This window comes from Streptomyces sp. BA2 (assembly GCF_009769735.1).
GTDB lineage: Bacteria > Actinomycetota > Actinomycetes > Streptomycetales > Streptomycetaceae > Streptomyces.
Genome location: NZ_WSRO01000002.1, coordinates 5,637,342 through 5,663,119 on the forward strand (window position 1 = coordinate 5,637,342; position 25,778 = coordinate 5,663,119).

Annotated in this window: 20 protein-coding genes and 1 riboswitch; of the genes, 11 read left to right on the forward strand and 9 right to left on the reverse strand. The window is 71.3% G+C overall.

All coding sequences use genetic code 11. From position 1 onward, the window contains the following. The first annotated feature begins 5 nt into the window (after window positions 1-5). Both E5671_RS28310 and E5671_RS28315 read left to right on the forward strand, forming a co-directional pair. On the forward strand, window positions 6-1,271 hold the full coding sequence (locus E5671_RS28310; protein WP_160506718.1) for a hypothetical protein: 1,266 nt from the start codon (window positions 6-8) through the stop codon (window positions 1,269-1,271). A 162-nt stretch (window positions 1,272-1,433) separates the two neighbouring features. Beyond that, the gene (locus E5671_RS28315) at window positions 1,434-1,958 is read left to right on the forward strand and encodes a DoxX family protein (protein ID WP_160506719.1); all 525 of its coding nucleotides are present in this window, start codon (window positions 1,434-1,436) and stop codon (window positions 1,956-1,958) included. Window positions 1,959-1,966: 8 nt separating this feature from the next. On the opposite strand, the gene E5671_RS28320 is transcribed toward E5671_RS28315, so the two are convergent. Then, window positions 1,967-2,254 (reverse strand): hypothetical protein, encoded by a 288-nt coding sequence (locus E5671_RS28320; RefSeq protein ID WP_202122789.1) that lies wholly within the window; start codon window positions 2,252-2,254, stop codon window positions 1,967-1,969. Beyond that, window positions 2,241-3,578 carry a PspC domain-containing protein gene (locus E5671_RS28325; protein ID WP_160506720.1) on the reverse strand — a complete coding sequence of 446 codons (1,338 nt, stop codon included), beginning with the start codon at window positions 3,576-3,578 and terminating at the stop codon, window positions 2,241-2,243. The genes E5671_RS28320 and E5671_RS28325 overlap by 14 nt, the downstream gene beginning before the upstream one ends. A 183-nt stretch (window positions 3,579-3,761) precedes the next feature. On the opposite strand from E5671_RS28325, the gene E5671_RS28330 reads away from it, so the two are divergent. Together E5671_RS28330 and E5671_RS28335 are read left to right on the forward strand one after the other, a co-directional pair. After that, the gene (locus tag E5671_RS28330; protein ID WP_160506721.1) at window positions 3,762-5,051 is read left to right on the forward strand and encodes an ATP-binding protein; all 1,290 of its coding nucleotides are present in this window, start codon (window positions 3,762-3,764) and stop codon (window positions 5,049-5,051) included. Between the two features lie 89 nt (window positions 5,052-5,140). Then, the gene (locus E5671_RS28335) at window positions 5,141-5,887 is read left to right on the forward strand and encodes a LuxR C-terminal-related transcriptional regulator (protein WP_160510458.1); all 747 of its coding nucleotides are present in this window, start codon (window positions 5,141-5,143) and stop codon (window positions 5,885-5,887) included. Window positions 5,888-5,890: 3 nt separating this feature from the next. On the opposite strand, the gene E5671_RS28340 is transcribed toward E5671_RS28335, so the two are convergent. Together E5671_RS28340 and E5671_RS28345 are read right to left on the reverse strand one after the other, a co-directional pair. Continuing rightward, entirely contained in the window at window positions 5,891-6,511 is a 621-nt protein-coding gene (locus E5671_RS28340; protein ID WP_160506722.1) for a hypothetical protein, read from the reverse strand. A gap of 78 nt (window positions 6,512-6,589) precedes the next feature. Next, a complete protein-coding gene (locus E5671_RS28345; RefSeq protein WP_160506723.1) occupies window positions 6,590-7,633 on the reverse strand; it encodes an NlpC/P60 family protein in 1,044 nt (347 codons plus the stop codon). A 319-nt stretch (window positions 7,634-7,952) separates the two neighbouring features. On the opposite strand from E5671_RS28345, the gene E5671_RS28350 reads away from it, so the two are divergent. Next, window positions 7,953-8,306, forward strand: coding sequence for a hypothetical protein (locus E5671_RS28350; RefSeq protein WP_160506724.1), 354 nt, complete (start codon window positions 7,953-7,955; stop codon window positions 8,304-8,306). A gap of 93 nt (window positions 8,307-8,399) precedes the next feature. Here the strand turns inward: E5671_RS28350 and E5671_RS28355 are convergent, their stop codons facing one another. After that, on the reverse strand, window positions 8,400-9,614 hold the full coding sequence (locus tag E5671_RS28355; protein WP_160506725.1) for a C40 family peptidase: 1,215 nt from the start codon (window positions 9,612-9,614) through the stop codon (window positions 8,400-8,402). A gap of 8 nt (window positions 9,615-9,622) precedes the next feature. After that, window positions 9,623-9,779, reverse strand: a riboswitch (cyclic di-AMP (ydaO/yuaA leader). A 243-nt stretch (window positions 9,780-10,022) separates the two neighbouring features. Between E5671_RS28355 and pcrA the strand changes: the two genes are divergently transcribed. Next, window positions 10,023-12,524, forward strand: a complete 2,502-nt coding sequence (gene pcrA / locus E5671_RS28360) for a DNA helicase PcrA (RefSeq protein ID WP_160506726.1) — start codon at window positions 10,023-10,025, stop codon at window positions 12,522-12,524. A 21-nt stretch (window positions 12,525-12,545) separates the two neighbouring features. Here the strand turns inward: pcrA and E5671_RS28365 are convergent, their stop codons facing one another. Both E5671_RS28365 and E5671_RS28370 read right to left on the reverse strand, forming a co-directional pair. After that, a complete protein-coding gene (locus E5671_RS28365) occupies window positions 12,546-14,180 on the reverse strand; it encodes a peptidoglycan DD-metalloendopeptidase family protein (protein ID WP_160506727.1) in 1,635 nt (544 codons plus the stop codon). A 206-nt stretch (window positions 14,181-14,386) separates the two neighbouring features. Beyond that, entirely contained in the window at window positions 14,387-15,247 is an 861-nt protein-coding gene (locus tag E5671_RS28370; RefSeq protein ID WP_160506728.1) for a lipase family alpha/beta hydrolase, read from the reverse strand. Between the two features lie 404 nt (window positions 15,248-15,651). Between E5671_RS28370 and E5671_RS28375 the strand changes: the two genes are divergently transcribed. Then, window positions 15,652-16,068 (forward strand): cobalamin B12-binding domain-containing protein, encoded by a 417-nt coding sequence (locus tag E5671_RS28375; RefSeq protein WP_160506729.1) that lies wholly within the window; start codon window positions 15,652-15,654, stop codon window positions 16,066-16,068. A 65-nt stretch (window positions 16,069-16,133) separates the two neighbouring features. Here E5671_RS28375 and E5671_RS28380 read toward each other — a convergent pair whose 3' ends face one another. Then, a complete protein-coding gene (locus tag E5671_RS28380; RefSeq protein ID WP_160506730.1) occupies window positions 16,134-17,810 on the reverse strand; it encodes a DUF5691 domain-containing protein in 1,677 nt (558 codons plus the stop codon). 249 nt (window positions 17,811-18,059) lie between these two features. Further along, window positions 18,060-19,442 carry an SWIM zinc finger family protein gene (locus tag E5671_RS28385; RefSeq protein WP_160506731.1) on the reverse strand — a complete coding sequence of 461 codons (1,383 nt, stop codon included), beginning with the start codon at window positions 19,440-19,442 and terminating at the stop codon, window positions 18,060-18,062. A 155-nt stretch (window positions 19,443-19,597) separates the two neighbouring features. On the opposite strand from E5671_RS28385, the gene E5671_RS28390 reads away from it, so the two are divergent. From E5671_RS28390 to E5671_RS28405, 4 genes are all read left to right on the forward strand, one after another. Then, window positions 19,598-20,809 (forward strand): ATP-binding protein, encoded by a 1,212-nt coding sequence (locus E5671_RS28390; RefSeq protein ID WP_237330255.1) that lies wholly within the window; start codon window positions 19,598-19,600, stop codon window positions 20,807-20,809. An 84-nt stretch (window positions 20,810-20,893) separates the two neighbouring features. After that, window positions 20,894-23,368 carry a DUF5682 family protein gene (locus tag E5671_RS28395; RefSeq protein ID WP_160506732.1) on the forward strand — a complete coding sequence of 825 codons (2,475 nt, stop codon included), beginning with the start codon at window positions 20,894-20,896 and terminating at the stop codon, window positions 23,366-23,368. Beyond that, a complete protein-coding gene (locus tag E5671_RS28400; RefSeq protein WP_202121287.1) occupies window positions 23,368-24,597 on the forward strand; it encodes a vWA domain-containing protein in 1,230 nt (409 codons plus the stop codon). Before E5671_RS28395 ends, E5671_RS28400 begins: the two co-directional genes overlap by 1 nt. Window positions 24,598-24,750: 153 nt before the next feature. Then, window positions 24,751-25,731, forward strand: coding sequence for a hypothetical protein (locus E5671_RS28405; RefSeq protein ID WP_160506733.1), 981 nt, complete (start codon window positions 24,751-24,753; stop codon window positions 25,729-25,731). The last annotated feature ends 47 nt before the right edge of the window (window positions 25,732-25,778 follow it).

Genomic DNA, 25,778 nt, shown 5'->3' on the forward strand with positions numbered 1-25,778 from the left:
ACGCGGTGGCGGTGCAGGAGGCGCGGCAGGGCGCACACGGGGGCGGCTGCACATGCGGCGACTGCCCGCACGGTGCGCGCGAGGGGCATCGGCGTGCCGTGGCCGCATTCCTCGCCAAGCGCGACGAGTTGGCGGCGGGGCAGGGGCTGCCCGCGGCGGTCGCCCACTCGGCGGGCGCTTCCCGGCAGTGGGTGTCGGACGAGCTGACCCAGTCCGCGCGCGCTGTCGCCGAACGCGGCAGGGCCGAGGGCGAGGCCTGGCTCGGCCGCCTCTGGCGCCGCACGGCCGGCGTGGTCTGGGTGGCCGTGGGCGTCCTGCTCCTGGTCCAGGCGCTCACCGCGATCGGCACCGGGTGGACCCTCGCGCGGACCGCCGGGGTGCTCGCGGCCGTGGTCGTCGCCGGCCTGCTGACCGGTGCCGGATACGTGCACCGGGCGCGCGGCGGTGTCCTCGCGCCGCTGATAGGGGAGGACAACCGCCTCTCCACCTCCCGTGCGGTGGCCGCCTGTTGGGTCCTCCTCGTCGTCTTCGCGGTGCTCGTCCTCGTCGGCGAGCTCGCCGGGGCGTCGGGCCACCGTGAGCGGGACGAACTGATCGCCGGGCTCGAGCTCGCCCGCGCAGCCGGTGCCGTGACCGTCCTCGCCGTGGTCTGCGGGGTCGCCGTGCTCGTACGCCGCGTGGTGGGCCTGCGCGTCCTCGGCCAGCGGCTGCAGAAGGTGCCCGCCGACCGGCCCCGGGCCGCCGACCTGCTCACCGACGACGCGGGCCGCGGCAGCTTCGCGGACGCGCAGTACGTCCTGGTCAGCGCCGTCGCCATGATCTTCGCCGCCGTACGGCTCGCGCGCCGTCCCGAGCAGCTGCCCGACCTGCCGTGGGGCCTTGCCCTCCTCGTCCTGGTGTCTGCGGCGACGTACCTCGCGGGCAAGTACGCCGAGGGCGGCCGGCCCGTGATCCTCTCCGTGGTGCGCGCCCGGGAGGCGGGCGATCTCGACGCCCCCATCCGCACGGGCGACGACATCGAGATCCGCGGCGCCGGATTCGTGCCTCCCGGCGCGCAGACCGCCGACCGTCTCGCCCGGATGGTCGTTCGCATCGGCGCCGTGCACGTCCATGTGCCGCTCGTCCCCGTGCCCGGCGGATTCACCAACCCGACCGACGCGGCCTTGATCGTCCCCGTGCCGGTCGACGTGGAGCCGGGGCGCGTCGACGTCCAAGTGATCACGGCGGCGGGCGTGGAGACGAACCGCTGCACGATCGACGTCACGGACTGAGCGGCGCGGCGGACGAAACGACGGACTGAGCTCCCCCGGCCCGGCTCCGGGTCGGGCATCGCGAATTCGGTGCAAGCCACTGAGCAGGGCCCCCTCTTCGTACGTATCGTCAGATGACGGGTCAATGGGCGAGGCGGGTCAACGGGAGAGGCGGCCAGGGCGATGGCTCACGGCATGCGCAACGACAGCCACACCAGCTACGTCAGAAGCAGCGGCTGGCGGGAGAGCGCTTCCCGATACGCCCTGCTCCCGCTCCGGATCTTCCTCGGCGTGACGTTCATCTACGCGGGCCTGGACAAGCTCACCGACAGCGCCTTCATGTCGGCCGACGGAGACGGATCCATCGGCCAGCAGATGGAAGACATCCGCAGCCTCTCCGCCGTCCCTGACCTCGTCGACCTCGCCCTCAAGAGCCCCGTCGGCTTCGGCTACGCCATCGCCCTGGGTGAACTGGCCGTCGGCATCGGCACCCTCATCGGCCTGTTCGCCCGGATCGCCGCGCTCGGCGGTGCGCTGATCTCGCTCAGCCTCTGGCTGACCATGAGCTGGTCCATCGAGCCCTACTACTACGGCAACGACCTGGCCTACCTGATGGCCTGGCTCCCGCTGATCCTCGCGGGGGCGTCCATCTTCTCGGTCGACGCGATGCTCGCGGCCCGGCGCAGGCACTCTTCGGGACTCGGCTAGGCGTCCGGCTAGGCGTCCCGGGAGCCGTCGACCGAGCGGTCCGTGGTGCGGTCCGTCGCGCGGTCCGTCGTGCGGTCCGAGGTGCGGTTCGCCGTGCGGGCGGTGGGCCGGCCGCGTATGCCGTAGGACACCGCTGCCGCCGCGCCCCCGAGCAGCAGGCCCGCCAGCAGGAGCGGGAACGCCACGAACCACGGCGTGTCCCAGATGCCGCCCGCGTCGCCCGCGTAGGCGATGGCCGCTATCAGCAGGAACAGGCCAAGGACCAGCTTGCCGGGATGGAACTCATGACGTAGCACGGGTCACCTCCACCTGTCCGATACCCACTTCGACGTGCAGCTCGAGCGTGCCGCCGTCCTTGCCGCCCGCGACCGGGGCCAGCGTCACCGACTTCTCCTTGCCCGGAGCGATGTCCACGTCTCCCTTGCGGTCGTCCGGCAACTGGATGTCGCCGACGCCCACTTCGATGTCCAGCTTCACCGTGCTGTCCTTCGGCAGGATCACCTTCAGCTGCCCCGCTCCCACCTCGGCACTGGTGCTCAGCGTCCGGCCCTTGCCGGGGCCGGCGCGGGTCAGGTCGAGCGTGCCGACGCCTGTCCCCAGTTCGTACTGAGGCCGGACCTTCTCCACCGCGGTCGGCTTCCACTCCGTCTCCGCCCAGGTGGTGCTGATGTCCTTGGGCAGCGCGGCCGCGCCCGCGAGCAGCCCTGCTGTGATCACCGCGAGCACGATCGAGCCCACGCCGGTGCGCCCGAGGAAGGCGCTGAGGGCGATGCCTATGCCGAACACGCCGAGCGCGAGGGCGAGGCCGGTCTGCAGGCTGGTGCCGAGCGGCTGCTCCTCCCATGTGAGGCCGGTGCCGAGACCGCCGGCGAGCAGCGCTCCCAGGAAGACGAAGCCGCCGATCCAGCGCGGGCCTCGCGGCTTGGGCTGAGGGGCCGCCTCGGGGGCACGCTGCGGTGTGCGTCCGTGCGGAGGGTCGGGCTGATACTGGACGGCCACTCCCTCCGGCCCCCAGAAGTAGCCCGAGATCCCGTCGTGCGTGCCGTCCTTGACGATCGGGTCCCGCCACCACGAAGGGGCGCCGGCCACCGGCGGTGCTTTCGCCTCGGGCGGGGCGTCCGACACGGCCTGGGCCGCCACCGGGTCGGGGTCGGTCGTGCCGCGCTGCTCCGACCAGTACCCCGCGCCCGCGAGGAGCAGCGCGAGGACGGCCGCGAAGGTGAGCGCACCGCCGTTGTTCAGCAGGGAGAGGAAGACGCCGCAGCCGACGAGCGCGAAGAGCACGGCTGTCAGGGCCTGGCCGTCCACCCGGCCGGAGAGGAGCCTGCGCGCCTCGTTCTCCTCCTCGTCGTCGTAGGGCACGAACAACCACGCGAAGCCGTAGAAGACAAGGCCGAGCCCGCTGGTGACAGAGAGGAGCGCGAGCCCGATCCGGAAGATCACCGGATCCATGTCGCAGTGCTGACCGAGCCCCGCGCACACGCCGCCCAGCTTTTTGTGCCGGCGGTCGCGGCGGAAGGCCCGCACGACCATCGGCCCGCCCGGCTCCTGCGCCGTGGCGGTGAGAGGATCGCGCGGCGCGGCCTGTGGGCCCGTCCCGGCGGGCTGCTCGTCTGTCATGTGTCCATGGTGACGGGCCGGAGGCCGCCGCGGCAGTCGGGACAACCCTGGCCGAACCCTGAGATCGTCCCTGACACGCCCCTGCCCTGACCTCCACGCCCTGACGTCCGGGTCGGAGATCAGGGACGTCTCGGGGGTCGACCCTGATGCCCGCGCCCGCGTACACGTGTGAATATCGGAGACATGCCGGAAGCCGCAGCAGTATCCATCGAAGACGAGCGGCCGCTGCGAAAGCTCTATCGCAGCGGTGACGGTCGTTGGCTCGGCGGTGTCGCGCGCGGCCTCGCCGGCCACCTCGGCCTGCCCGTCGTCTGGGTGCGGCTGATCTTCGTCGGCCTGTTCATGGCGGACGGGCTCGGTGCGTTGCTGTACGCGGCGTTCTGGTTCTTCGTGCCGCTGGGCGTCGGCGGGGTCGACGCCCAGCGCCCGCCGTCAGCCGTCTCCGCCGAGACGTCGCCCGACGGGCGCCGCAGACTCGTGGCCCGCAAGCCGGACAAGGGCCAGCTCGTCGCGCTGCTCGCGATGGTCATCGTCGCCATGGTCTTCGTGGGCAACGTGGACCTGGGCAGCTCGACCAAGGCCTATCTCTGGCCGACCCTGCTCGTCGCCGCCGGTGTCGCCCTGGTCTGGCGCCAGGCCGACAACGCCCGCCGGGCCCGCTGGATGGCCGTCGGCCGCCGCAGGCGCACCCTGACCATCGCCCGCGCGGGGGCCGGAGTGCTGCTGGTCGGCGCCGGTGTCTCCGGGATCGTCGTGCTGCAGGGCTCCACCTCGCACCTCAGCTCCGTGCTGCAGGCCGCGCTCGCCGTGCTCGTCGGCGTCGCGCTGCTCGCCGGCCCCTATCTCGTGCGCATGATGCAGGACCTCTCCGAGGAGCGGCTGATGCGTATCCGTGCCCAGGAGCGGGCGGAGGTCGCCGCCCATGTGCACGACTCGGTCCTGCACACCCTGACCCTGATCCAGCGCAACGCCGAGAACGCGGGAGAGGTCCGCCGCCTGGCCCGCGCCCAGGAGCGCGACCTGCGCCAATGGCTCTACAAACCAGAGGGCACGGGCAAGGACGAGGCGGACGAGCCCGACACCCTCGCCGAAGCGGTCCGGCGCGACGCCGCGGAGGTGGAGGACAAGCACGGCGTCCCCATCGAGGTCGTCATAGTCGGCGACTGCCCGCTGGACGACCGTCTCACGGCGCAGACGCAGGCCGCGCGGGAAGCAATGGTGAACGCCGCCAAGTACGGTGGCGAGGGCGGTGCGGTGCAGGTCTTCGCCGAAGTCGAGGGGGAGACGGTGTTCGTGTCCGTCCGGGACCGTGGCCCCGGCTTCGATCTGGATTCCGTGCCGGACGACCGCATGGGCGTACGAGAATCGATCATCGGCCGTATGCAGCGCAACGGCGGCACGGCGCGGCTGCGCGCGGTGCCGGGGGGCGGCACGGAAGTCGAGCTGGAGATGGAGAGGACGGCGACGACATGAGCGACGCGAGTGAGCCCGTGGGGCCCAGGGGTGGACCGGACGGTGCGGCCGAGCCGAACACGTCGGCCGAACCGACCACATCGGCCGGAATGCCCGAATCGACTCAGCCCGCCGATGCGACGGCCGATGCTACCGCTGACGCGGCCGGTGCCGCCGCAGGCGGTGTCCCGGAGGGCCGCCGTGCGCGCGTCGTCCTGGTCGACGACCACAGGATGTTCCGCACGGGTGTCCAGGCGGAGATCGGCAGGACGACGATCACCGGTGTCGAGGTCGTCGGAGAGGCCGCGGACGTCGACGAGGCGGTCACCGTCATCACCGCGACGCGCCCCGAGGTCGTGCTCCTCGACGTGCACCTTCCGGGCGGCGGCGGTGTCGAAGTGCTGCGCCGCTGCGCGCCGTTGATGTCCGACGCCGAGCGCCCTGTGCGATTCCTCGCGCTCTCCGTCTCGGACGCGGCCGAGGACGTCATCGGAGTCATCCGTGGCGGTGCCCGCGGCTATGTCACCAAGACGATCACCGGCACCGATCTCGTCGACTCCATCTTCCGTGTGCAGGACGGCGACGCGGTGTTCTCGCCGCGCCTGGCCGGGTTCGTCCTCGACGCCTTCGCTTCGACCGACGCGCCCCCGGTCGACGAGGACCTGGACCGCCTCACGCAGCGCGAGCGGGAGGTGCTGCGGCTCATCGCGCGTGGATACGCGTACAAGGAGATCGCCAAGCAGCTCTTCATCTCCGTGAAGACGGTCGAGTCGCATGTGTCGGCGGTGCTGAGGAAGCTCCAGCTGTCGAACCGTCATGAGCTGACACGGTGGGCGACGGCGCGGCGACTGGTCTGACGGTCAGGCCGGGGCGGGGGCCAACTTCCGTATCGCCCAGCGGTAGTGGCCCGCCGCCTTGGTGATGCCGATGAGGCCCGTCAGCCACAGGATGAGGCCCGCCCCCATGCCGAGCATGACGTCGCTGTACGAGTCCCGGCCGGGCTCGGCGTAGGCGGCGGCCGCGAAAGAGGCCCACAGGCCGAGTGCGCACACGGTGAGGGACGACAGGAGCCAGCAGAGGCTCAGGCCGGGGGAGCGCAGAGCGGAGTCCGACGCCGGGTGGCTGTCCAGCGCCAGCCAGCTGTCGGTGAGTTCGCGGATCCTCCGGTCGTTCCGGATGCCGACGACGACGCCGATCACCGAGGGAGCGAGGGCCCCGAGGCCCAGGACCGCGCATATCGGGCCCATCACGAAGGCCATCGGATCGTGGTCCTCGATCATCCCGAACGGCACCGTCAGGAGCGCCCAGCCGATGACGCAGCCGAGTGCGAACAGCCAGAGCAGCAGGAGACGGTGCACGCCAAGGCTTCGTCTGCGCAGTTCTTCGAGGGCCATGCCGCGGTCGTACAGGAGCGCGTTCCGGTCCGGCCAGGTGCGCAGATGGACAGGCGGCGGGGGCGGCGGCAACGTACGGCGGGGCATGGCCCTGACATTACCCGCGGGCCTGCGAGCCCTCTCACGCCCCGCGTCGCCCCCGCTCAAGCCACCAGCGTCGCCCCCTCACACCACCCGCGTCGCCCCCGCGAACGGCATCTGGCTGATCGGTGCGAGGCGAACCGGCGCGCTCGGGTTCGGGGCGTGGATCATCTGGCCGTTGCCCACATAGATGCCCACGTGGCTGATGCCCTGGTAGAAGAAGACCAGGTCACCTGGCTGGATTTGCGAGCGCGGAACGCGTTCGCCCGCGGCGATCTGCGCATACGTCGTGCGCGGCAGATCGACCCCCGCCGACCGGTAGGCGGCCTGGGTGAGCCCCGAGCAGTCGAAGGCGTTGGGGCCGGTGGCGCCCCAGACGTATGGGCTGCCGAGGGCCTTGTGGGCGTACGAGACGGCCGCTGAGGCACGGGAGTTGGGTGCCTTGGCCGGAGCGCCCGAGGCGTCGTCGCGGTCCGCGGTACGGGACGCCCTGTCCTCGCCCGTGAGCTCCGCGCGCTGGCCGCCGGTGAGCTGCGAGAGGAGCCGCTTGGCCGTGTCGAGCTTTCCGTTGACGGTCTTCTTGTGCTTGTTCAGCTCCGCCTGGCGGGACTTGAGGTGCGCGAGGGTGTCGTCGGCCTCGGTGCGCAGCTGGTCGATCTCCTGGAGCTGCTTCTGTACGCCGGTGACGGCCGCGGCCTGGCGGCTGTCCGCCCGGTCGGCGAGCGCGGCGCGGTCGAGGTACTGGTCGGGGTCGGAGGAGAGCGCGAGCTGGACGGCCGGGTCGATGCCGCCGCTGCGGTACTGCGCGGCGGCGATCGAACCGAGCCCCTCGCGCGCCGAGTTGAGTTTCTCCGTCTTGCGGGCCGCCTCGTCCCGCAGCTCGCCCAGGGACCTCTCCGCTTTCTCGGCCTTCTCCTTGGCGCCGTTGTACTTCTCGGTGGCGACCTCCGCCTCGCGGTAGAGCGCGTCGACCTTGGACTTCACCTCGGCCGGACCGATGCGTGGATCCGCGTGTCCCGTGCCGTCGAAGGCGGTGGCCGTGGCGGCCCCGGCGAGGGCGATGGTGGCGGCGGTGCGGGCCGTATGGCCACTGAGCGAGCGCTGTTTCGGCTTGCGGTGCGCTGCCACGAAGGGGGCTCCTTAAGGTTCCGGCGGCGGCCCGCACAGGGGGAGCGGACCGCCGCCGGATTCTCGGCGGTGGTGTCCGGATGCCGCCCCTGGTCCGGGCGGCGGTGGGGAGCCGGTCACCTGACGAAGGACGCTAAACCTGACCGTCACGGGTTGGTGACGGATTGTGCACAACTGGCGGAAGTGCGCGGGTCGGTGACCGTATGTGACTGCGTGATCTGTCGGGTCGGCACTCTTCGCATGCGCGTGTGACCGATGCGGGGCTTGGGGCCCACCTGGCTACGGAGTGGTGATAGGGGCCCGGCTAGGCTCCGGGCCCATGGACGTACTCACCCATCTTTTCGTCGGCCTGCACATCATCGGCATCGCCTCCCTCCTGGGCGGCTTCCTCACCCAGATGAAGCAGATGGGTCAGGGCACGGCCCGCTTCAGCCCCGCGATGCTGCACGGCGCGCTCACGATGCTCGTCACGGGCGTGATCCTGGTGGGCCTCAACCAGGCGGACGACAACCCCGTCAACAACGTCAAGATCGGCATCAAGATGGCCGTCCTGATCGTGATCCTCGCGCTGGTCTATGTGAAACGGGACGAGGAGAAGGTGGACAAGGGGATGTTCGGCGCCGTCGGGCTGCTGACCGTCGCGAACATCTTCATCGCGGTGCTGTGGACCTGACACGACCCGGGACCTGACACGACCCGCAGAAAACGGCCCTCCACGCGCGCGTGGAGGGCCGTTTCTCGTGTGAAGGGTTCTCGTGGGCGGCGGTTACGCGGGGCGCACCACGCTGTGGATCGGCATGTAGTAGATCGACTCGACGCGGACGTTCGTACCCGGCTTCGGGGCGTGGATCATCTTGCCGTCGCCTATGTAGATCCCTACGTGGCTGATGTCGTCGTAGAAGAAGACCAGGTCACCCGGCTTGGCGTCGGCGGTCTTCACGGTTGTGCCGACCTTCACCTGGTCCCACGTCGTACGCGGCAGGGAGATCCCCGCGGCCTTCCACGCGTCCTGGGTGAGCCCGGAGCAGTCGTAGGAGTCGGGGCCGGTGGCGCCCCACACGTACGGCTTGCCGATCTGGGCCTCGGCGAAGTTGATCACCTTCGCGGCCTTCGTCGCGTAACCGCTGTCCGTGTCGCCGGAGCCGGAGCCGGAGCCAGTGCCGGAGCCCGTGTCGGAACCGGAACCGGAACCGGAGCCCGAGTCCGGGGTCTCCTTGTCCTTCTCGCGCTCCTTGGCCGCGGCCTCTTCCGCCGCCTTGCGCTTGGCCTCCGCCTCGGCCTCCTGCTTGCGCGCCAGCTCGGCGGCCTTGCGCTTGGCCTCTTCTTCCTTCTTCTTCTCGATCGCCGCGAGCCGTGCCTTCTCCTCGGCCGTCAGCTCCGAGAGCAGCGTGCGCGCCTGGCCCAGCTTCTTCTGGACGGTCTGCTTGCTCGTCTTGAGATCGTCCCGCGAGTCGCTCAGCGTCTCCAGGCTCTTGGCGGCCTTCGTGCGCTGCTTCGTCGCCGAGACCTGCTGCGTCTGGTAGTCGTCGACCGCCTTCTTCTGGCGCGCGGTCAGCCTGTCCGACAGGTGGTTCTGGTCGAAGAAGCTCTGCGGGTCGTCGGCGAGCATCATCGTGGCGGTCTCGGAGACGCCGCCGGTGCGGTACTGCGCCGCGGCGAACGTGCCCAGCTGCTGGCGGGCCTCGTTCAGCTTGTCGGTGCGCTTGGCCACATCGTCGAGAAGGGTGTCTACCTTCTTGCGCTGCTTGTCGGTGCGCTCCTTGACCGAGTTGTACTTCTGGGTGGCCACGCCCGCCTGGTGGTAGAGGTCGTCGACCTTCTTCTGGACCTCTTCGAGACTGGGCTTCTGCGGCGCGGACGGTGCCGCTTGCGCGCTCTGTGACAGGAGGGCCACGGAGGTGAGGGCTGCCGTCGTGATGCCGATGGCGGGGGTGGCGCGTAGGCCGGCAATGCGGGTCCGCGGCTTGCGGTGCGACGCCAAGGGAGGCGACTCCTTCCGTAGACCGCCTACCGGGTTAGCTGTCGGGTTCGGGCGGGTGGTTCCGGAAGGTTGCCCTACAGTCCCGTACTTCGTACGGGACCGATTCACCCCAAGTTCATCGTGGGTCCCCGGCTCCGAGGAGATCGAACTCGGCGGAGGCCGCCCGTTCCCGGCGGGGTTCGCCGGTGGGAGTACGAGCAGCCCGCGGAGCACGCTAGCCAACTCGTGTGGCCCGTGTGAAGGTTGATGTTCGATATGCCCGATACATTTTCGTTACTTTACGAAGCTCTTGACGCGGGCACGCCGTGCCATGGCGGAGAGTGACCGGACGCGAGCGAGGCGTAGCCGGGTCGACCTGGCCGGAACCCGGGGCGGGTTGTCAGTGGGGCCGCCTAGACTCGGGAGGCGATGAGCAGCCTCTTTGATGACAGCTTCCTGGCGGACCTCAAGCCCTCGCGGGCTTCGGAGGAAGAGCCCCCGCCGCCGCCCGAGGACAGTGCTCCGGAGTCCGTTCCGGATGATCTGTTCGACGGGAAGTTCGACGCGCCCGTGCCCCGGGACGCGCACTACCGCGGCGGCGCCCCGCGCCCCGTGCTCGACCCGGCTGCCCTGCTAGACGGGCTGAACGAGAACCAGCGCGCGGCCGTCGTGCACGCGGACTCCCCGCTGCTCATCGTCGCGGGCGCAGGCTCCGGCAAGACCCGGGTCCTGACGCACCGCATCGCGTATCTCCTGGCCGAGCGGCATGTGCACCCGGGACAGATCCTGGCGATCACGTTCACGAACAAGGCCGCGGGCGAGATGAAGGAGCGCGTCGAGCAGCTCGTCGGACCGCGGGCCAACGCGATGTGGGTGTCGACGTTCCACAGCGCGTGCGTGCGCATACTGCGCCGCGAGTCGAAGACGATCGGCTTCACCTCCTCCTTCTCGATCTACGACGCCGCCGACTCCAAGCGGCTGATGGCGCTGGTCTGCCGCGATCTGGACATCGACCCGAAGAAGTTCCCGCCGAAGTCCTTCAGCGCCAAGATCTCGAACCTGAAGAACGAGCTGATCGACGAGGAGACCTTCGCGGGCCAGGCCGCCGACGGCTTCGAGAGGACGCTCGCCCAGGCGTACGCGATGTACCAGTCGCGGCTGCGCGAGGCGAACGCCCTCGACTTCGACGACCTGATCATGACGACGGTCAACATGTTCCGCGCGTTCCCGGACGTCGCCGCGCACTACCGCCGCCGCTTCCGCCACGTGATGGTCGATGAGTACCAGGACACCAACCACGCCCAGTACGCCCTGGTGCGCGAGCTGGTCGGCCCCTCCGGAGGCGAGGGTGACGACCCCGCCGAGCTGTGTGTCGTGGGTGACGCGGACCAGTCGATCTACGCCTTCCGCGGCGCCACGATCCGCAACATCCTCCAGTTCGAGGAGGACTACCCCGACGCGACCACGATCCTCCTGGAGCAGAACTACCGCTCCACGCAGACGATCCTGACCGCGGCCAACGCCGTCATCGAGCGCAACGAAAGCCGCCGCCCCAAGAACCTGTGGACCAACGCGGGCGCGGGCGCGGGCATCATCGGCTATGTCGCCGACACCGAGCACGACGAGGCGCAGTTCGTCGCCGACGAGATCGACCGGCTCACCGACGCGGGGGACGCGAAGGCGGGAGACGTCGCGATCTTCTACCGGACGAACGCGCAGTCCCGTGTCTTCGAAGAGATCTTCATCCGCGTCGGCCTGCCCTACAAGGTCGTCGGCGGCGTCCGCTTCTACGAGCGCAAGGAGGTCCGGGACGTCCTCGCGTATCTGCGGGTGCTCGCCAACCCCGAGGACTCCGTCCCGCTGCGGCGCATTCTGAACGTACCCAAGAGGGGCATCGGCGACCGCGCGGAGGCGATGATCGACGCGCTCTCGCAGCGAGAGAAGATCTCCTTCCCGCAGGCGCTGAAGCGCGTCGACGAGGCGTACGGAATGGCGGCCCGCTCGGCGAACGCCGTCAAGCGTTTCAACGTGCTGATGGAAGAGCTGCGGACCATCGTCGAGTCCGGCGCGGGTCCCGCCGTCGTCCTGGAGGCCGTGCTCGAACGGACCGGGTATCTCGCCGAGCTGCAGGCCTCGACCGATCCGCAGGACGAGACGCGCATCGAGAACCTCCAGGAACTCGCCGCCGTGGCCCTGGAGTTCGAGCAGGACAGCGGTGAGGCGGGCTCCGAGGACGACAGTGAGGATGCGGGCGAAGGCGCGGCCACAGGTGTGTCCGGCACGCTCTCCGAGTTCCTGGAGCGGGTCGCGCTCGTCGCGGACTCGGACCAGATCCCGGACGAAGAGGACGACGGCTCCGGAGTCATCACACTGATGACGCTGCACACCGCCAAGGGCCTGGAGTTCCCCGTCGTCTTCCTGACCGGCATGGAGGACGGCGTCTTCCCGCACATGCGCTCCCTCGGCCAGGTCAAGGAGCTGGAGGAGGAGCGCCGCCTGGCGTACGTGGGCATCACGCGCGCACGGGAGCGCCTCTACCTGACACGGTCCTCGATGCGCAGCGCCTGGGGACAGCCTTCGTACAACCCGCCGTCGCGCTTCCTGGAGGAGATCCCGGAGACCCACCTGGACTGGAAGCGGAAGGGTTCCGTCGGCGCACCGGCATCTTCCGGGCCCGCGGCCTCGATCGCCTCCTCCCTGTCGTCGTCGCGCTCGCGCGGCGGGGGCGCGCAGGGCTTCGCCACGCGCCGTGCCTCGGAGAAGCCGGTGGTCGCGCTGGCGGTCGGGGACCGGGTCACGCACGACCAGTTCGGCCTCGGCACCGTGGTCGGAGTGAAGGGGACGGGCGCGAACGCCGAGGCGACGGTGGACTTCGGAGAGCCGAAGCCGAAGCGGCTCCTGCTGCGGTACGCGCCGGTGGAGAAGCTGTAACGCCGCGGGCGGCGGCGGGAGTTACGTCGGGTCGAGGCCGTGGCTGCGCAGCCACGGCAGCGGGTCGATCGCCGAGCCGCCGCCGGGGCGCACCTCGAAGTGCAGGTGCGGTCCTGTGGAATTGCCGGAGTTCCCGGAGAAGGCGATGGGATCGCCTGCCTTGACGGGGCCGCTGGAGACCTTGTGCGTGGAGAGGTGGCAGTACCACGTCTCCGTGCCGTCCTTGGCGGTCACGATCGCCATGTTGCCGTAGGCGCTGTTCCACTTCGTGGAAACCGTGCCGTCGGTGGCGGCGAGCACCTCTGTGCCGTACGACACCGGGAAGTCGATTCCGGAGTGCGCGGACATCCAGTTGATGCCGGCCTGTCCGTAGTACGCGCTCAGACCGTGCTGCTTCACCGGAAGCGAGAACTTGGGGCGCAGGCGCTCCTTGCGCGCGGCTTCCTCGGCGGCCTTCTTCTCGGCGGCGACCTTCTCCGCCTTGAGGTCGATGCGCTCCTGGGTACGGCTCGCGCGGTCGGCGAAGTCACCGGCGTCCGCGGAGAGGTTCGCCAGCTGCGTGTCGAGCTTGTTGTTGGCGGCCGATGGCTGCACCGACGTGGCGTCCGGGGCCGATGCCGCCTGCGGCTCCTTCTCGTCGCCGCCGCCGAAGTCGCCCACGGAGGCGGCGGCGATGCCCGCGACACCCATCACGCAGGCGGAGGGCACGGCGACGGTGAAGAGCGCGGAGCGCTTGGCGGGGGAGCGGCGGCGGGCCCGCGAGCGGGAGCCGTGCGTACGGTCCCTGACCGGCGGCTCGTCGTCACCCGCGGCTCCCCGGCGGCTCGGCTCGACCGGGCCGAGCGCATCGGCGGGAGCCTCGTCGGGGGTGAACTCGTGCTCGGCGGGGGTCGGTTGGGCGTAGGCCTCGGGGGAGTGAGCCTCGGAGGCGTAGGACCCGGTGTCGTAAGGCGAATGCTCGTACGTTTCGGGCGTCTCGTACGTGTCGGGCGCTCCGGGCGTGTCCTGAGCCTCGTACGCGCCGTGCGCCTCGTGCGCCTCATGTGTCTCGGGGGTGTCGTACGCCTCGAGCGTCTCCGTGGCCCCGTACGTCATGTCCTGGCCGCCGGAATTCCACGCGGTCGCGTCGTACGCGCCGGTGTCGAAGGCCTGGGTCTCCCACTGGCCGGTCTGCTGCGGCTGGTGCTGCGGCTGGTGCTGCGGCTGGTTCCAGGCGGTGGCGTCCCAGTGGCCTGTGGTGTCAGGGCCCGGCTGCGCGGGAATGTCGGCGGAGAGGTGCTGATAACCGCCGGTCGACCACATGGCGCTGGTGTCGTAACTGCCGGTCTCGTAACCACTGGTGTCGTACGCGGCTTGGTGCTGCGCGGCGTACGGGTCGTAGTTCAGCGTCTGCTGCGTCCCCGTGGTGGACCACTGGCCGGTGTCGTACGAACTGCCGGGCATGTCGCCGAAGAGCGGGTCGGACGCGAAGCTTCCGGTGTCGGGGCCGGCCGTCGCATAGCTGCCTGTGGTGTCGAAGCTTCCGGTGGAGTAGCCGTCGTATCCGGTGTAGGCGCCGTGCTCGGTGCTCTGCGGGTCGTACGCCGCGTAGGGCGCATAGTCGGCGGGTGCCGAGGCCGGGGGTGTCGAGCTCCCCGACGGGTGACGGTCGTTCACCAACTTCTCTTTCGCCTCGGCAGCAGGGGCAGAGCAGTGCGGCGACTGTACCCGGCGGTATGCGGGCGCGACAATCTTCGGCAGGTTTCACGCTCTCAGGAAACGGGCATTCGGCCGCCTTTCGGCGGACTGCGGGCACAGCTTTGGCCCTGCGTTCGAGCTCCGTTCGACAAATTGCCTTCGCTGCGGGGTGCGGGAGCTGCTCCTCAGGCCACGGTCAGACCGTTCTCGGTGCCTGTCGCGGGGGTCCCCGTCCCCGGTGTTGCCAGATCGAGGGCCTCACGGATTCCGGCGGCGACCGCGGGGTGCACCGGCAGGGCGAGATGACCGATACCGGAGACACGTACGTTCTGTGCGATCAGATCGGGGTGGTTGACGCAGGCCGTCTCGAGAGGGGCCATCAGCTGGTCAAGATCGCTCCAGAAGCTCACGAAGCGGGTCCGGCAGCCCGGGGCGGGCTCGCGCAGCTCCTCGATCACGTCCGATCCGGGACGCATCTGGCGCACGATCGGGTGCGCGTCGGCCAGCGGCACGACCCGCGTTCCCTCGTGTGGGGTACCGAGGGTGACCAGTGTGCGGACGCGCTCGTCGCCGCCGAGGCGCTGCGCGTAATAGCGGGCTATGAGGCCGCCGAGGCTGTGCCCGACGATGTCCACCTGGTGGTGGCCGGTGCGCTCGCAGATCTCCTCTATGTGGCGGCCGAGCAGCTCGGCGGCGGTGCGGATGTCGCAGGTGAGGGGGGAGTAGTTGAGGGACTCCACGTGCTGGCCGCCGTGCTGGGCCAGGGAGCGGCGCAGGAGGACGAAGACCGAGCGGTTGTCGATGAAGCCGTGCAGGAGGACGACCGGCGGCCGGCTCTCCGCGGGGAGCCTGGGGGCGTCGGGAGACGGCAGTTGCTCGGCGATCCTGCGTTCCTGGGCGATGCCCGAGGGGTAGAGGAGGAGATGGCCGGCGAGGATCGCCACCTCCAGTGCGGTCGCCTTCAGCAGAGCCACGGAGAGCCCCGCCAGTCTGGCGGGCAGCTGGAAGCAGGGCGGGCGAAAGGGCAGGACCCTCGTGATGGTCATGGTCGACCTCCCGGTCGGCACGCGGGAGGACGGCTCTGTCCCCCGTGTGCCCGTAGTGGGGAGGCGTGAGCGAGGTCGTACGGCGGTGCGTGGTCAGCGCCGATGGCGCCCCGCATACCGGCGCGATCGCCGATGTGTCGCGTCACCACGGCGTGCGGCTGACGGCGCGGTGACACGGCGACCTCGTTGCGGCTCCCCTTGCGCCGTCCCGGAGGCGGTCCTAATGCCGCTGGATACGGGAGTGGCGCGCAGCGAACGTGTCCCTTTGTGTGATTTCCCCCTCGCTCTCCACCGTGAAACTGCCGGGTGCGAGATGCTGGGGATAACGTTCGTTCACTTCCCCGGCCGGTGCGGCACGGGGTGCCAGTGCTTGGACAGATGGATATCGGTACATGGAGGCAGTGATGGGTGTGGCAGCCGGTCCGATCCGCGTGGTGGTGGCCAAACCGGGTCTCGACGGTCATGATCGCGGAGCCAAGGTGATCGCGAGGGCACTGCGTGACGCGGGTATGGAGGTCATCTACACCGGCCTGCACCAGACGCCCGAGCAGGTGGTGGACACCGCGATCCAGGAGGACGCCGACGCGATCGGACTGTCCATCCTCTCCGGCGCCCACAACACGCTCTTCGCGCGCGTGATCGAGCTGCTCAAGGAGCGCGACGCGGAGGACATCAAGGTCTTTGGCGGCGGCATCATCCCCGAGGCGGACATCGCGCCGCTCAAGGAGAAGGGTGTCGCGGAGATCTTCACTCCCGGGGCGACGACGGCATCGATCGTGGACTGGGTCCGGGCGAACGTCCGCCAGCCGGCCGGGGCCTGACGGGCGCCGGTTCGCGGAGGGGGCGGTGAAGGTTTCTGGCCGCCTCGGCTGCTTGATGGGGGTGCTCAAGATGACGGCACCTCCGTCACTTCCGGTGCCGCGCCCGGCTCTCCGGGCTCCGCACCCAGCTCCGCCCGCATCGCCGCGCGTAGACGCAACGTACTGACCAGGCGCTGGAAGGCCTCCGACCAGTAGCCGCCCGCGCCGGGGGACGCGTCCTCCGGCTCGTCCGGTATCGCGGTCAGTACGTCGAGACGGACCGCCTCCGCCGGGTCCAGGCAGCGCTCGGCCAGGCCCATCACCCCGCTGAAGCTCCAGGGGTAACTCCCGGCGTCCCGCGCGATGTTCAGCGCATCCACGACCGCCCGGCCCAGCGGCTCCGACCAGGGCAGCGCGCACACGCCGAGCAGCTGGAACGCCTCGGACAGGCCGTGCGTCGCGATGAACCCCGCGACCCAGTCCGCCCGCTCCCCGGCAGGCAGCGCGGCGAGGAGCTTCGCGCGCTCGGCGAGCGAAGCCGCGCCGGGTCCCGCCGCATCGGGGGACGAGGGAACCCCGAGCAGTGCCCGGGACCAGACCGCGTCGCGCTGCCGCACGGCCGCGCGGCACCACGCGGCGTGCAGCTCGCTCTGCCAGTCGTCGGCCACGGGAAGCGCCACGATCTCGGCGGGCGTACGGCCGCCGAGCCGCTCCGGCCAGGTGCCGAGCGGGGCCGCCTCCACCAACTGGCCCAGCCACCAGGAGCGTTCGCCCCGGCCGGCCGGCGGCTTCGGGGTGACGCCGTCGCGCTCCATGCCCGCGTCGCACTCGTGCGGCGCCTCGACCGTGAGCGTCGGCATGCTCTTCGTGCCCTGCGCGTGGTCGATGGCCACGCAGGACGCTGCCCGGTCCGCCATCCGCGCGGCGAGCGCGGACGAGGGGAGTGCGGAGAGGAGCTCGGCCGCCGTGGCGCGGACGTTGCGGCTGCGGTCGGTGAGGGCCTGCTCCAGGAACGGCTCGTCGGCGTCGCGCAGGTGGGTGCGCAGGGAGTCGAGGAACATCAGGCGGTCCTCCGCCCGCTCCGTGCTCCAGGTGGAGGCGAGCAGGTCCCGTGCGGCGGCCGGGTCATGGGACCGCACCGCGCCGAGCAGGGCGACGCGCTCGGCGAACAAGCCCTCTTCCCAGAGCTGTTGGACCTGCCTCGTGTCCTCCGGGGCGGGCAGGGCCACGCCACCGCCCGGAGTGGAGCGGAGTGCGAACTTCCAGTCCGGGTTGAGCCGCGCGAGCCACAGGGCCCGCGGGCCCGCGAAGGCGAGGGCCTGCGGCCTGAGATCCGTGCGCCCGCGGGCCGCGTTCAGGAGGGCCGGAAGCAGCTCGGGCGGTGCCGCGAAGCCGCGGTCGTTGGCCAACGCCAGCCATTGGGGCAGCAGTTCCATCAGGTCGGGCACCGCTCCCCGGCGGCCTCCGCTGCTCGCGCCGGGGTGATTGGTCAGCAGCGTGGCGAGCCTGCGCCGCGCCGAGGGCGGCACCAGGGGCCTGGGGTCGTCCGCCGCGGGCTCGGGGGGTGCGGCGGCGGGCGCGGGGGTCAGCCCGGCTCTGCGCCGCACGGTCTGCACCGCGGCCGCGTCAAGGAGGGCGGTCGGCGCGTCCTTGTCCTGGGTGCGTACGGGGGGCGTGCGACGGTCGGTGCCGAGGAGCGCGGCGGTGACCAGGTCTTCCCAGGGGGTGACGGTCGCTTCGGTGAGTGCGGTGGTGCCGGTCATGTGGACTCCTCTCCCGGACGGGTTCTCTCCGGCTCTATCCGGTGTCGCCGGTCTCGCCGATCCTTCGGGTCCTTCAGGTCCTTCGGGTGCTTCGGTCCCTCGGGTCCTTCAGGTCTCTCGCGTTCTTCGTCTGGATCTGCTTCCTTGGATGTGCCGTCCTGGGGCTGTCGGAGGGCGTTGCGGTGCTGCGGCATTACGGGGACCCGCTGTGTGCCGAGCGGGCCCGGCGGCGGTGCCGCCCCGTGATGGTCAGCACAGGGCCACTGCCTCTCCCGCTCCGCGTGGCCAGGCCGTCAGAGGGGTGAAGCCCTCGTGGCCACACTCGCCGAAGACCGTCACCGGAGCGCCTCCAGAGAGTGCCAACAACCGCCACAGGCCCGCTTGAGACACCGTGGAAGCGGTGATGGGCAGGGCCATGTCGCCTCCCGCGTCCGCCAGTTGCCAGCTGTCGGGGGAGGGCCCCGGGTGTGGGGTCGGTATGACTTCGCTCAGCGTCACCGGCCAGGAATCCAGCCAGGGGTCCTGCCGAAGCACCTCGCCGTAGCGGCGCGCGGCCTCTTCCGTTCGTACGCCCGGCGGCCGGGTGGCCGTCGGCGTGGGAGCGCCGAATTGCTCGCCCAGGTCGGCCCGCGACTGCCCGGCGCCCGGATACGAGGTCAGCTCGGCGTCCAGCGCGAGGCCCACCGGCAGCGCGAGCGCGGGTGCGCGGCCCGCGGCTCCGTACGACAGGAGCAGGGCCGTCCGCCCGGACTCCGCGCCGTACAGCCATATCCGGCGGGTGGTGAGCTTGCTGTCCGCTCTGTCGTACTGCGCGAGCACCAGCCAGTCGTCACGCACCGGAGGGCCCTCCGCCGGTGCGGGCAGGCCTATGCGGGAGCGGACCGTGGCCGCCAGGGCATCCGGCAGTCGCTCGCGGTGCAGCCAGCCCTGGTCGAGGAGGTGGAGGAGCGCGCACTCCTCCAGCATCCGCACCGGCCAGCCGGGCCCGGAGGAGGGAATGGCCCCCAACTCCCGTACGCGCGCGGCCAGTCCAGGCGCCTGCGCGTCGACCATGCGGGCCGCTGTCTCCTCCCACAGTCCGTACCCCGTCTGCTCGGCGGCGGCTATACCGCCCCGCAGCAGATCGGACAGGCGCTGCTCCAGCTCCGTCACCCCCGCCGTGACCCGCTCGGCCCGTCGCTCCGCCCTGCGGCGTGCGGCCTCGGGATCGGCGACCGGTGAGCTGGGCTCGGCGTCCGAAGTCCGCTTCGTCTCCGCTCTTTTACGGCGCCCCGCCAGCCATTCCTCCGCCCACTCCGGCGGCTGCGCGTCCGGCACCGCGCCGACTGTCCCGTCCTCGCCCGCCCAGAGCAGAAGCAGCCCGAGCGCGTGTTTGCACGGGAACTTCCGACTCGGACAACTGCACTTGTACGCCGGGCCGGCCGCGCCGGTGATGTCCGCGATGTCGACGACCGTCTGATACGGCTTGCTGCCACTCCCCTTGCACAGTCCCCACACCGTCCCCTCGCCCGAACTGCCCGCCTCCGACCATGGGCCGACGACGCCGAGTTTGCTTCCCGCCTTGCGTGACGGGGCGTCAGGCGCCAGGGCCAGCACCTGATCCGCCGTCCAGCGCACCCCCTGCTGAGTCATGTCATCGAAGGTAGATCCCGCCACTGACAATCGACCCCGCGCTCGGTGTTCGTGCAGGTCAGCGGTGCGCGAGGGGCGATTGTCAGTGGCGTGGTGCACGGTAGGAATCACATCCGGGCCAGATGCGTCCGGACGAGTTGGAGGGGGATCGCTCCATGACCGTGTCCGTCGACTCGACGACCTCGACAAACTCGACAAACCCGACGACCGAGAACCAACCCGCGGCTGTGTCCGCTCTGTCCGTGCCCGCTGCCGTGCCCGCAGCCGCGTCCGCCCCCGCGGGGGAGGCGGAGGCGCTGCGACCGCATGCCGAGCATGCCTTCGCCGCCGAACTGGCCGCGCTCGCCGCGCAGGACGACCGGCCCCGGCCTGCCCGCTGGCGGCTCTCGCCGTGGGCGGTCGCGACGTATCTGCTCGGCGGCGCGCTGCCCGACGGGACGGTGATCTCGCCGAAGTACGTGGGGCCGCGCCGCATCGTCGAGGTCGCCGTCACCACCCTCGCCACGGACCGCGCCCTGCTCCTGCTCGGCGTGCCCGGCACGGCGAAGACGTGGGTGTCCGAGCATCTGGCGGCCGCCGTCAGCGGAGACTCGACGCTGCTCGTGCAGGGCACGGCCGGCACGCCGGAGGAGGCGATCCGGTACGGCTGGAACTACGCGCGGCTGCTCGCGCACGGCCCGAGCCGCGACGCGCTGGTGCCGAGCCCTGTCATGCGGGCCATGTCCGACGGCATGACGGCGCGGGTCGAGGAGCTGACCCGCATCCCCGCGGACGTACAGGACACACTGATCACGATCCTGTCGGAAAAGACCCTTCCCATCCCGGAGCTGGGCCAGGAGGTGCAGGCCGTACGAGGCTTCAACCTCATCGCCACGGCCAACAACCGCGACCGCGGGGTCAACGACCTGTCGAGCGCGCTGCGCCGCCGCTTCAACACGGTGGTCCTTCCGCTGCCGGAGAGCGCCGACGCCGAGGTCGACATCGTCTCGCGCCGCGTCGACCAGATCGGGCGCTCGCTCGATCTGCCGACCGGACCCGAGGGGATCGACGAGATACGCCGCGTCGTCACCGTCTTCCGCGAGCTGCGGGACGGGGTCACGGCAGACGGGCGTACGAAGGTGAAGTCGCCGAGCGGCACGCTTTCGACGGCCGAGGCGATATCCGTCGTGACCAACGGCCTCGCTCTGGCGACCCACTTCGGGGACGGCGTGCTGCGGCCGGGCGATGTCGCGGCGGGCATCCTCGGCGCGGTCGTCCGTGACCCGGCGGCGGACCGGGTGATCTGGCAGGAGTACCTGGAGGCGGTGGTCCGCGAGCGTGACGGCTGGAAGGACTTCTACCGCGCGTGCCGCGAGGTGAGTGCGTGACGTACGGGACGAACGAGGGCGGCCCGGGTGGATCGGGTGTGGGCGTGACGGTGACTTGTTCGCGTGAGAAGGGGAGAGGCGGACATGAGCGTGAGCGACGAGGCGCGGGGAGCGACGACGCGGGCTGGCGAGGGGCCGTTGCTGCTCGGGGTGCGGCATCACGGGCCGGGGTCGGCGCGTGCGGTGCGGGCCGCGCTCGATGAGGGCGCGCCACGCGTACTGCTGATCGAGGGGCCACCGGAGGCCGACGGACTTGTGGCGCTCGCGGCGGACGAGGGGATGCGGCCGCCGGTCGCGCTGCTCGCGCACGTGCTGGACGAGCCGGGACGGTCGGCGTTCTGGCCACTGGCGGAGTTCTCGCCGGAGTGGGTCGCGATCAAGTGGGCGGCGGCGGCCGGGGTGCCGGTCCGCTTCATGGATCTTCCGGCGGCGCATGCGCTGGCACGGCCGGAGCAGGAGGCGGGCGAACCCGGAACTCCGGGGGACGCGGACGTGAACACGGACTTGAACGCGGTGCGGATCGATCCGCTCGCGGTGCTCGCGGAGACCGCCGGGTACGACGATCCCGAGCGGTGGTGGGAGGACGTCGTCGAGCACCGGGGTGCGGGCGGGGACGCGTTCGCGCCGTTCGACGCGCTGGGCGAGGCCATGGGGGTGCTGCGCGAGGAGTACGGGGCCGGCGGGCATGACCGTGACCTGGTGCGCGAGGCGTACATGCGTATCCAAGTCCGTGCCGCACAGCGGGAGTTCGGTGCGGACGACGTCGCGGTCGTGTGCGGGGCCTGGCATGTGCCCGCGCTGCGGCAGAAGGTGACCGTGGCGGCCGACCGGGCGCTGCTCAAGGGGCTGCCCAAGGTGAAGGTCGACATGACCTGGGTGCCCTGGACGCACCGCCGCCTCTCCAGGGCCAGTGGATACGGCGCGGGGATCGCGTCACCCGGTTGGTACGGGCACCTGTTCAGCGCGCCCGACCGGCCCGTCGAGCGATGGCTGACCAAGGTCGCCCGGCTCCTTCGGGACGAGGACAGGCTCGTGTCGTCCGCGCATGTCATCGAGGCGGTACGGCTCGCGGACACGCTCGCCGCGATGCGGGGGCGCCCGCTGCCGGGGCTCACCGAGACGACGGACGCGATCCGGGCGGTGATGTGCGAGGGCTCCGACGTGCCGCTCTCCCTCGTGCACGACAAGCTCGTCGTCGGAGATGTCCTCGGGGAGGTGCCGGACTCGGCGCCGGCGGTGCCGTTGCAGCGCGATCTCACCCGCCTCCAGCGGAAGCTCAGGCTCAAACCGGAGGCGCTTGAGCGGGAGTTGGAGCTGGATCTGCGCAAGGACACGGACGCGGCGCGGAGCAGGCTGCTGCACCGCCTCCGGCTGCTCGGGATCGGCTGGGGCGAGCCGGCCGAGTCACGGGGGAGTACGGGTACGTTCCGGGAGACCTGGCGGCTGCGGTGGGAGCCGGAGCTTTCCGTGCGGGTGGCGGAGGCGGGGGTCTGGGGGACGACCGTGGTGGCGGCGGCCACCGCGCGGGCGGAGTCCGATGCCATCGGGCCCGGCGCGCTGGCTGACGTGACCGCGCTGGCCGAGCGGTGTCTGCTGGCCGAGTTGCCGGACGCTTTGCCTGTGGTGATGCGGGTCCTCGCCGACCGGGCGGCACTGGACGCGGATGTCGGCCACCTGGCACAGGCGTTGCCCGCGTTGGTGCGGTCCCTTCGGTACGGGGACGTGCGGGGCACGGACACGGCCGCGCTGGGCGAGGTGGCTGTGGGCCTGGCCGAGCGGCTGTTCGTCGGGCTGCCGCCTGCGTGTGCGGGGCTCGACCAGGACGCGGCGCTCGAGATGCGGGGGCACGTGGACGCGGTTCACCAGGCGGTGGGCCTGCTGGGGGAGCTGGGCGCCGGGCCCACGGGTGGGGGGACGCCGCGTGTGACTCCACTCGGCGCCGGTATGCGGGGGCGGTGGTACTCCGTGCTGAGAGTGCTCGGGGAGCGGGACAGCGTTGCGGGGGTCGTGCGGGGGCGGTGCGTCCGGCTCCTGATGGACGGCGGGGAATTGGCCGAGGGCGAGGCCGCTCGGTTCATGGGGCTCGCCCTGTCACGAGGGACCGAACCCGCTGAAGCCGCCGCCTGGATCGAGGGGTTCGTGGGCGGTGGGTCAGGGGGCGGCATGTTGCTCGTGCACGACGAGCGACTGCTCGGTCTTGTCGACGACTGGCTGACCGGTGTCCCCGACCGCGCGTTCACCGACGTTCTGCCACTGCTGCGGCGCACCTTCTCGGCGTACGAACCGGGAGTGCGGCGGACGCTCGGCGAGCTGGTGCGGCGTGGGCCGGCGGCGGGCGGCGGCTCCGGCTCGACCGTGGCCGGCGGGATACCTGGCTTCGGACCGGAACTGGACGGCGAGCGCGCGGACGCGGTGCTACCGGTGCTGAGTCTGCTGCTGGGGGTTGGGCCCGGCCCCGGGGTTGCGCCTGGGGCTGAGGCTCGGGCCGGGGCGAGTACAGCTGAGGCTGGGGCCGGGGCGAATGCAGATGACGGTAACGGGCTTGTGGGGGTGGGCTGATGACGCAGGACGCGACAGTGGTCGCCGGTCGAGGTGCGGCCTCGGAAGCGGGGAGCGGCCAGCCGTTGGACCCCGCGGAGGAGCGGATGCGGCGGTGGCGGCTTGTGCTGGGAGGGGGGCAGGCCGACGGGACCGGGTGTGAGCTCGGAGGGCGGGATGCGGCCATGGACGGGGCGCTCGGCGCGCTTTATGGGGGAGGGGACGCGGGGAAGAAGGAGCGGGGGCGGGAACGCTCGGCGGGGCTCGGGGCGTCGGCGCCGTCCGTGTCGCGCTGGCTCGGGGACATACGGACCTACTTCCCCTCCTCCGTCGTTCAGGTCATGCAGCGTGACGCCATCGAGCGGCTGGGACTGTCCACCCTCCTCCTGGAGCCCGAGATGCTGGAGGCCGTGGAGGCCGACGTGCATCTGGTGGGGACGCTCCTCTCCCTCAACAAAGCCATGCCGGAGACCACCAAGGAGACCGCGCGGGCCGTCGTACGCAAAGTCGTCGAGGACCTGGAGAAGCGGCTCGCCACGCGGACCCGCGCCACCCTCACCGGCGCGCTCGACCGCAGCGCCCGCGTCAGCAGGCCGCGCCACCACGACATCGACTGGAACCGCACGATCGCGGTCAACCTCAAGAATTACCTGCCGGAGTACAAGACGATCGTGCCCGAGCGCCTCATCGGGTACGGGCGGGCATCGCAGTCCGTGAAGAAGGAGGTCATCCTCTGCATCGACCAGTCGGGCTCGATGGCCGCGTCCGTCGTCTATGCCTCGGTCTTCGGAGCGGTGCTCGGTTCGATGCGGTCGCTCAACACGCGGCTCGTCGTCTTCGACACGAATGTCGTCGACCTCACCGATCAGCTCGACGACCCGGTGGACGTCCTGTTCGGCACACAGTTGGGAGGCGGGACCGACATCAACCGGGCGCTCGCGTACTGCCAGTCGCAGATCACCCGGCCCGCCGACACCATCGTCGTCCTCATCAGCGACCTCTACGAAGGGGGCATACGCAACGAGATGCTGAAGCGGGTCGCGGCGATGAAGGCGTCCGGCGTGCAGTTCGTGACGCTGCTCGCGCTCTCCGACGAGGGGACACCCGCGTACGACCGCGAACACGCGGCGGCGCTCTCGGCGCTTGACGCACCCGCCTTCGCCTGCACCCCCGACCTCTTCCCCGAGGTGATGGCAGCGGCGATCGAGAAGCGCCCTTTGCCCATACCGGACATGAATACGCATCGGTAGCGGGGGACTTGCGCGAGGGCGGGCGGCTCGTGCGAGGATCGGCGGGCTCCACTCCCGGAGCGTCGCGCTCCGGGCCCGCCCGGTTCAGCTCCGGGCCCCCGCCCGGGTCCAGCATCCGGGTCCCGCCCGGCCCAGCAGAGGAATCCCCTCGTCTTGACTTCCGCAGCAGTCGTTCTGCCTGATGCCGCTGCGCGCATGGTGCGCGCCGTGGCCGGGCGGCGTGCGCTGCAAGTGGTGCTGTTGCTGGCCGGGTTGCTCGCGCTGGGTTTCCTGTGCGGCGAGCGCGCGCATGCGGTGGACGCCGTACCGGCTCCGGGGCGTGTGGAGTCGGCACGGTCGGCGGAACCGGTGCGTGAGCGGGCGGCGGCCGAGCCCTCGCGTGAGCACGCGAAGGAAACCGTGAGCGAGTCCGCACGGGCCGGGCGTGAGGCTGCGCGGGATGGCCACGAGGCCGTGCGTGATGCTGCGGTCGAGCCCGTGGCCGATGCCGCCGAGCCCGTGGTCCGGACCGTGCGGGGTGCCGTGCGGCCGGTCGTGGACGGAGTCGCCGGAGGCGCCGGAGACATCGGGGGTGCGGGGCAGCGGGTGCTCCCCGAAGCCCCCGGTATGCCTAGCGTCCCCGGCGTCCCCGGCGTCCCCGGCGTCCCCGGCGTCCCCGGCGTGCCTGAGCTGCCGCAGCCCGGCCCCGGTGCGGGCGATGGCGGCGGTGCGGAGGCCGGCGCCGGGCCCGGGTCATCTCATGCCGGTCAGGGCGAGGCTGCTTCGCGCACGCACGAGGCGCGGGGCCGGGGTGATTCCTCGTACGGCACAGGCGCCCGCGCCCTCGTCGGTACCGGTACCCGTACCGGTACCGGCGCCACGTATCTGGCCGGTCAGCAGGCGAGCGGCGCCGTCTCGGAGGACGCGCACCGCACCGGACACGAGCCGTTCCCGTTTCCGTCCGTGCCCCGCGATCCCGCGCGGACGCTGGGCGGGCAGTCGGCCGGTGACGGTGGCTCGACGCGGCACGGCGATCCGTGTGCCGCCTCGCTGGACAGCCGTGCGCCGGTGCGGCTTCTGCAGGGTGCCGGGGCCGGTCAGGTTCCCGCGCAGATCCGCGAACGGCACCGGGACATTCCCGAATTCCCTGGCTAGGGCAGCCCTTTCCCCGCGAAGACCTGCCGCGCGGGGGTGGCAATGGT

Excerpts from the sequence above, each read along its gene's own strand:
- E5671_RS28325 (WP_160506720.1), bottom strand. The coding sequence starts at position 3,578 with ATGACAGACGAGCAGCCCGCCGGGACGGGCCCACAGGCCGCGCCGCGC.
- E5671_RS28335 (WP_160510458.1), top strand. The coding sequence starts at position 5,141 with ATGCCCGAATCGACTCAGCCCGCCGATGCGACGGCCGATGCTACCGCT.
- E5671_RS28315 (WP_160506719.1), top strand. The coding sequence starts at position 1,434 with ATGGCTCACGGCATGCGCAACGACAGCCACACCAGCTACGTCAGAAGC.
- E5671_RS28400 (WP_202121287.1), top strand. The coding sequence starts at position 23,368 with ATGACGCAGGACGCGACAGTGGTCGCCGGTCGAGGTGCGGCCTCGGAA.
- E5671_RS28380 (WP_160506730.1), bottom strand. The coding sequence starts at position 17,810 with ATGACCGGCACCACCGCACTCACCGAAGCGACCGTCACCCCCTGGGAA.
- E5671_RS28340 (WP_160506722.1), bottom strand. The coding sequence starts at position 6,511 with ATGCCCCGCCGTACGTTGCCGCCGCCCCCGCCGCCTGTCCATCTGCGC.
- pcrA (WP_160506726.1), top strand. The coding sequence starts at position 10,023 with ATGAGCAGCCTCTTTGATGACAGCTTCCTGGCGGACCTCAAGCCCTCG.
- E5671_RS28375 (WP_160506729.1), top strand. The coding sequence starts at position 15,652 with ATGGGTGTGGCAGCCGGTCCGATCCGCGTGGTGGTGGCCAAACCGGGT.
- E5671_RS28350 (WP_160506724.1), top strand. The coding sequence starts at position 7,953 with ATGGACGTACTCACCCATCTTTTCGTCGGCCTGCACATCATCGGCATC.
- E5671_RS28385 (WP_160506731.1), bottom strand. The coding sequence starts at position 19,442 with ATGACTCAGCAGGGGGTGCGCTGGACGGCGGATCAGGTGCTGGCCCTG.
- E5671_RS28390 (WP_237330255.1), top strand. The coding sequence starts at position 19,598 with ATGACCGTGTCCGTCGACTCGACGACCTCGACAAACTCGACAAACCCG.
- E5671_RS28395 (WP_160506732.1), top strand. The coding sequence starts at position 20,894 with ATGAGCGTGAGCGACGAGGCGCGGGGAGCGACGACGCGGGCTGGCGAG.
- E5671_RS28330 (WP_160506721.1), top strand. The coding sequence starts at position 3,762 with ATGCCGGAAGCCGCAGCAGTATCCATCGAAGACGAGCGGCCGCTGCGA.
- E5671_RS28370 (WP_160506728.1), bottom strand. The coding sequence starts at position 15,247 with ATGACCATCACGAGGGTCCTGCCCTTTCGCCCGCCCTGCTTCCAGCTG.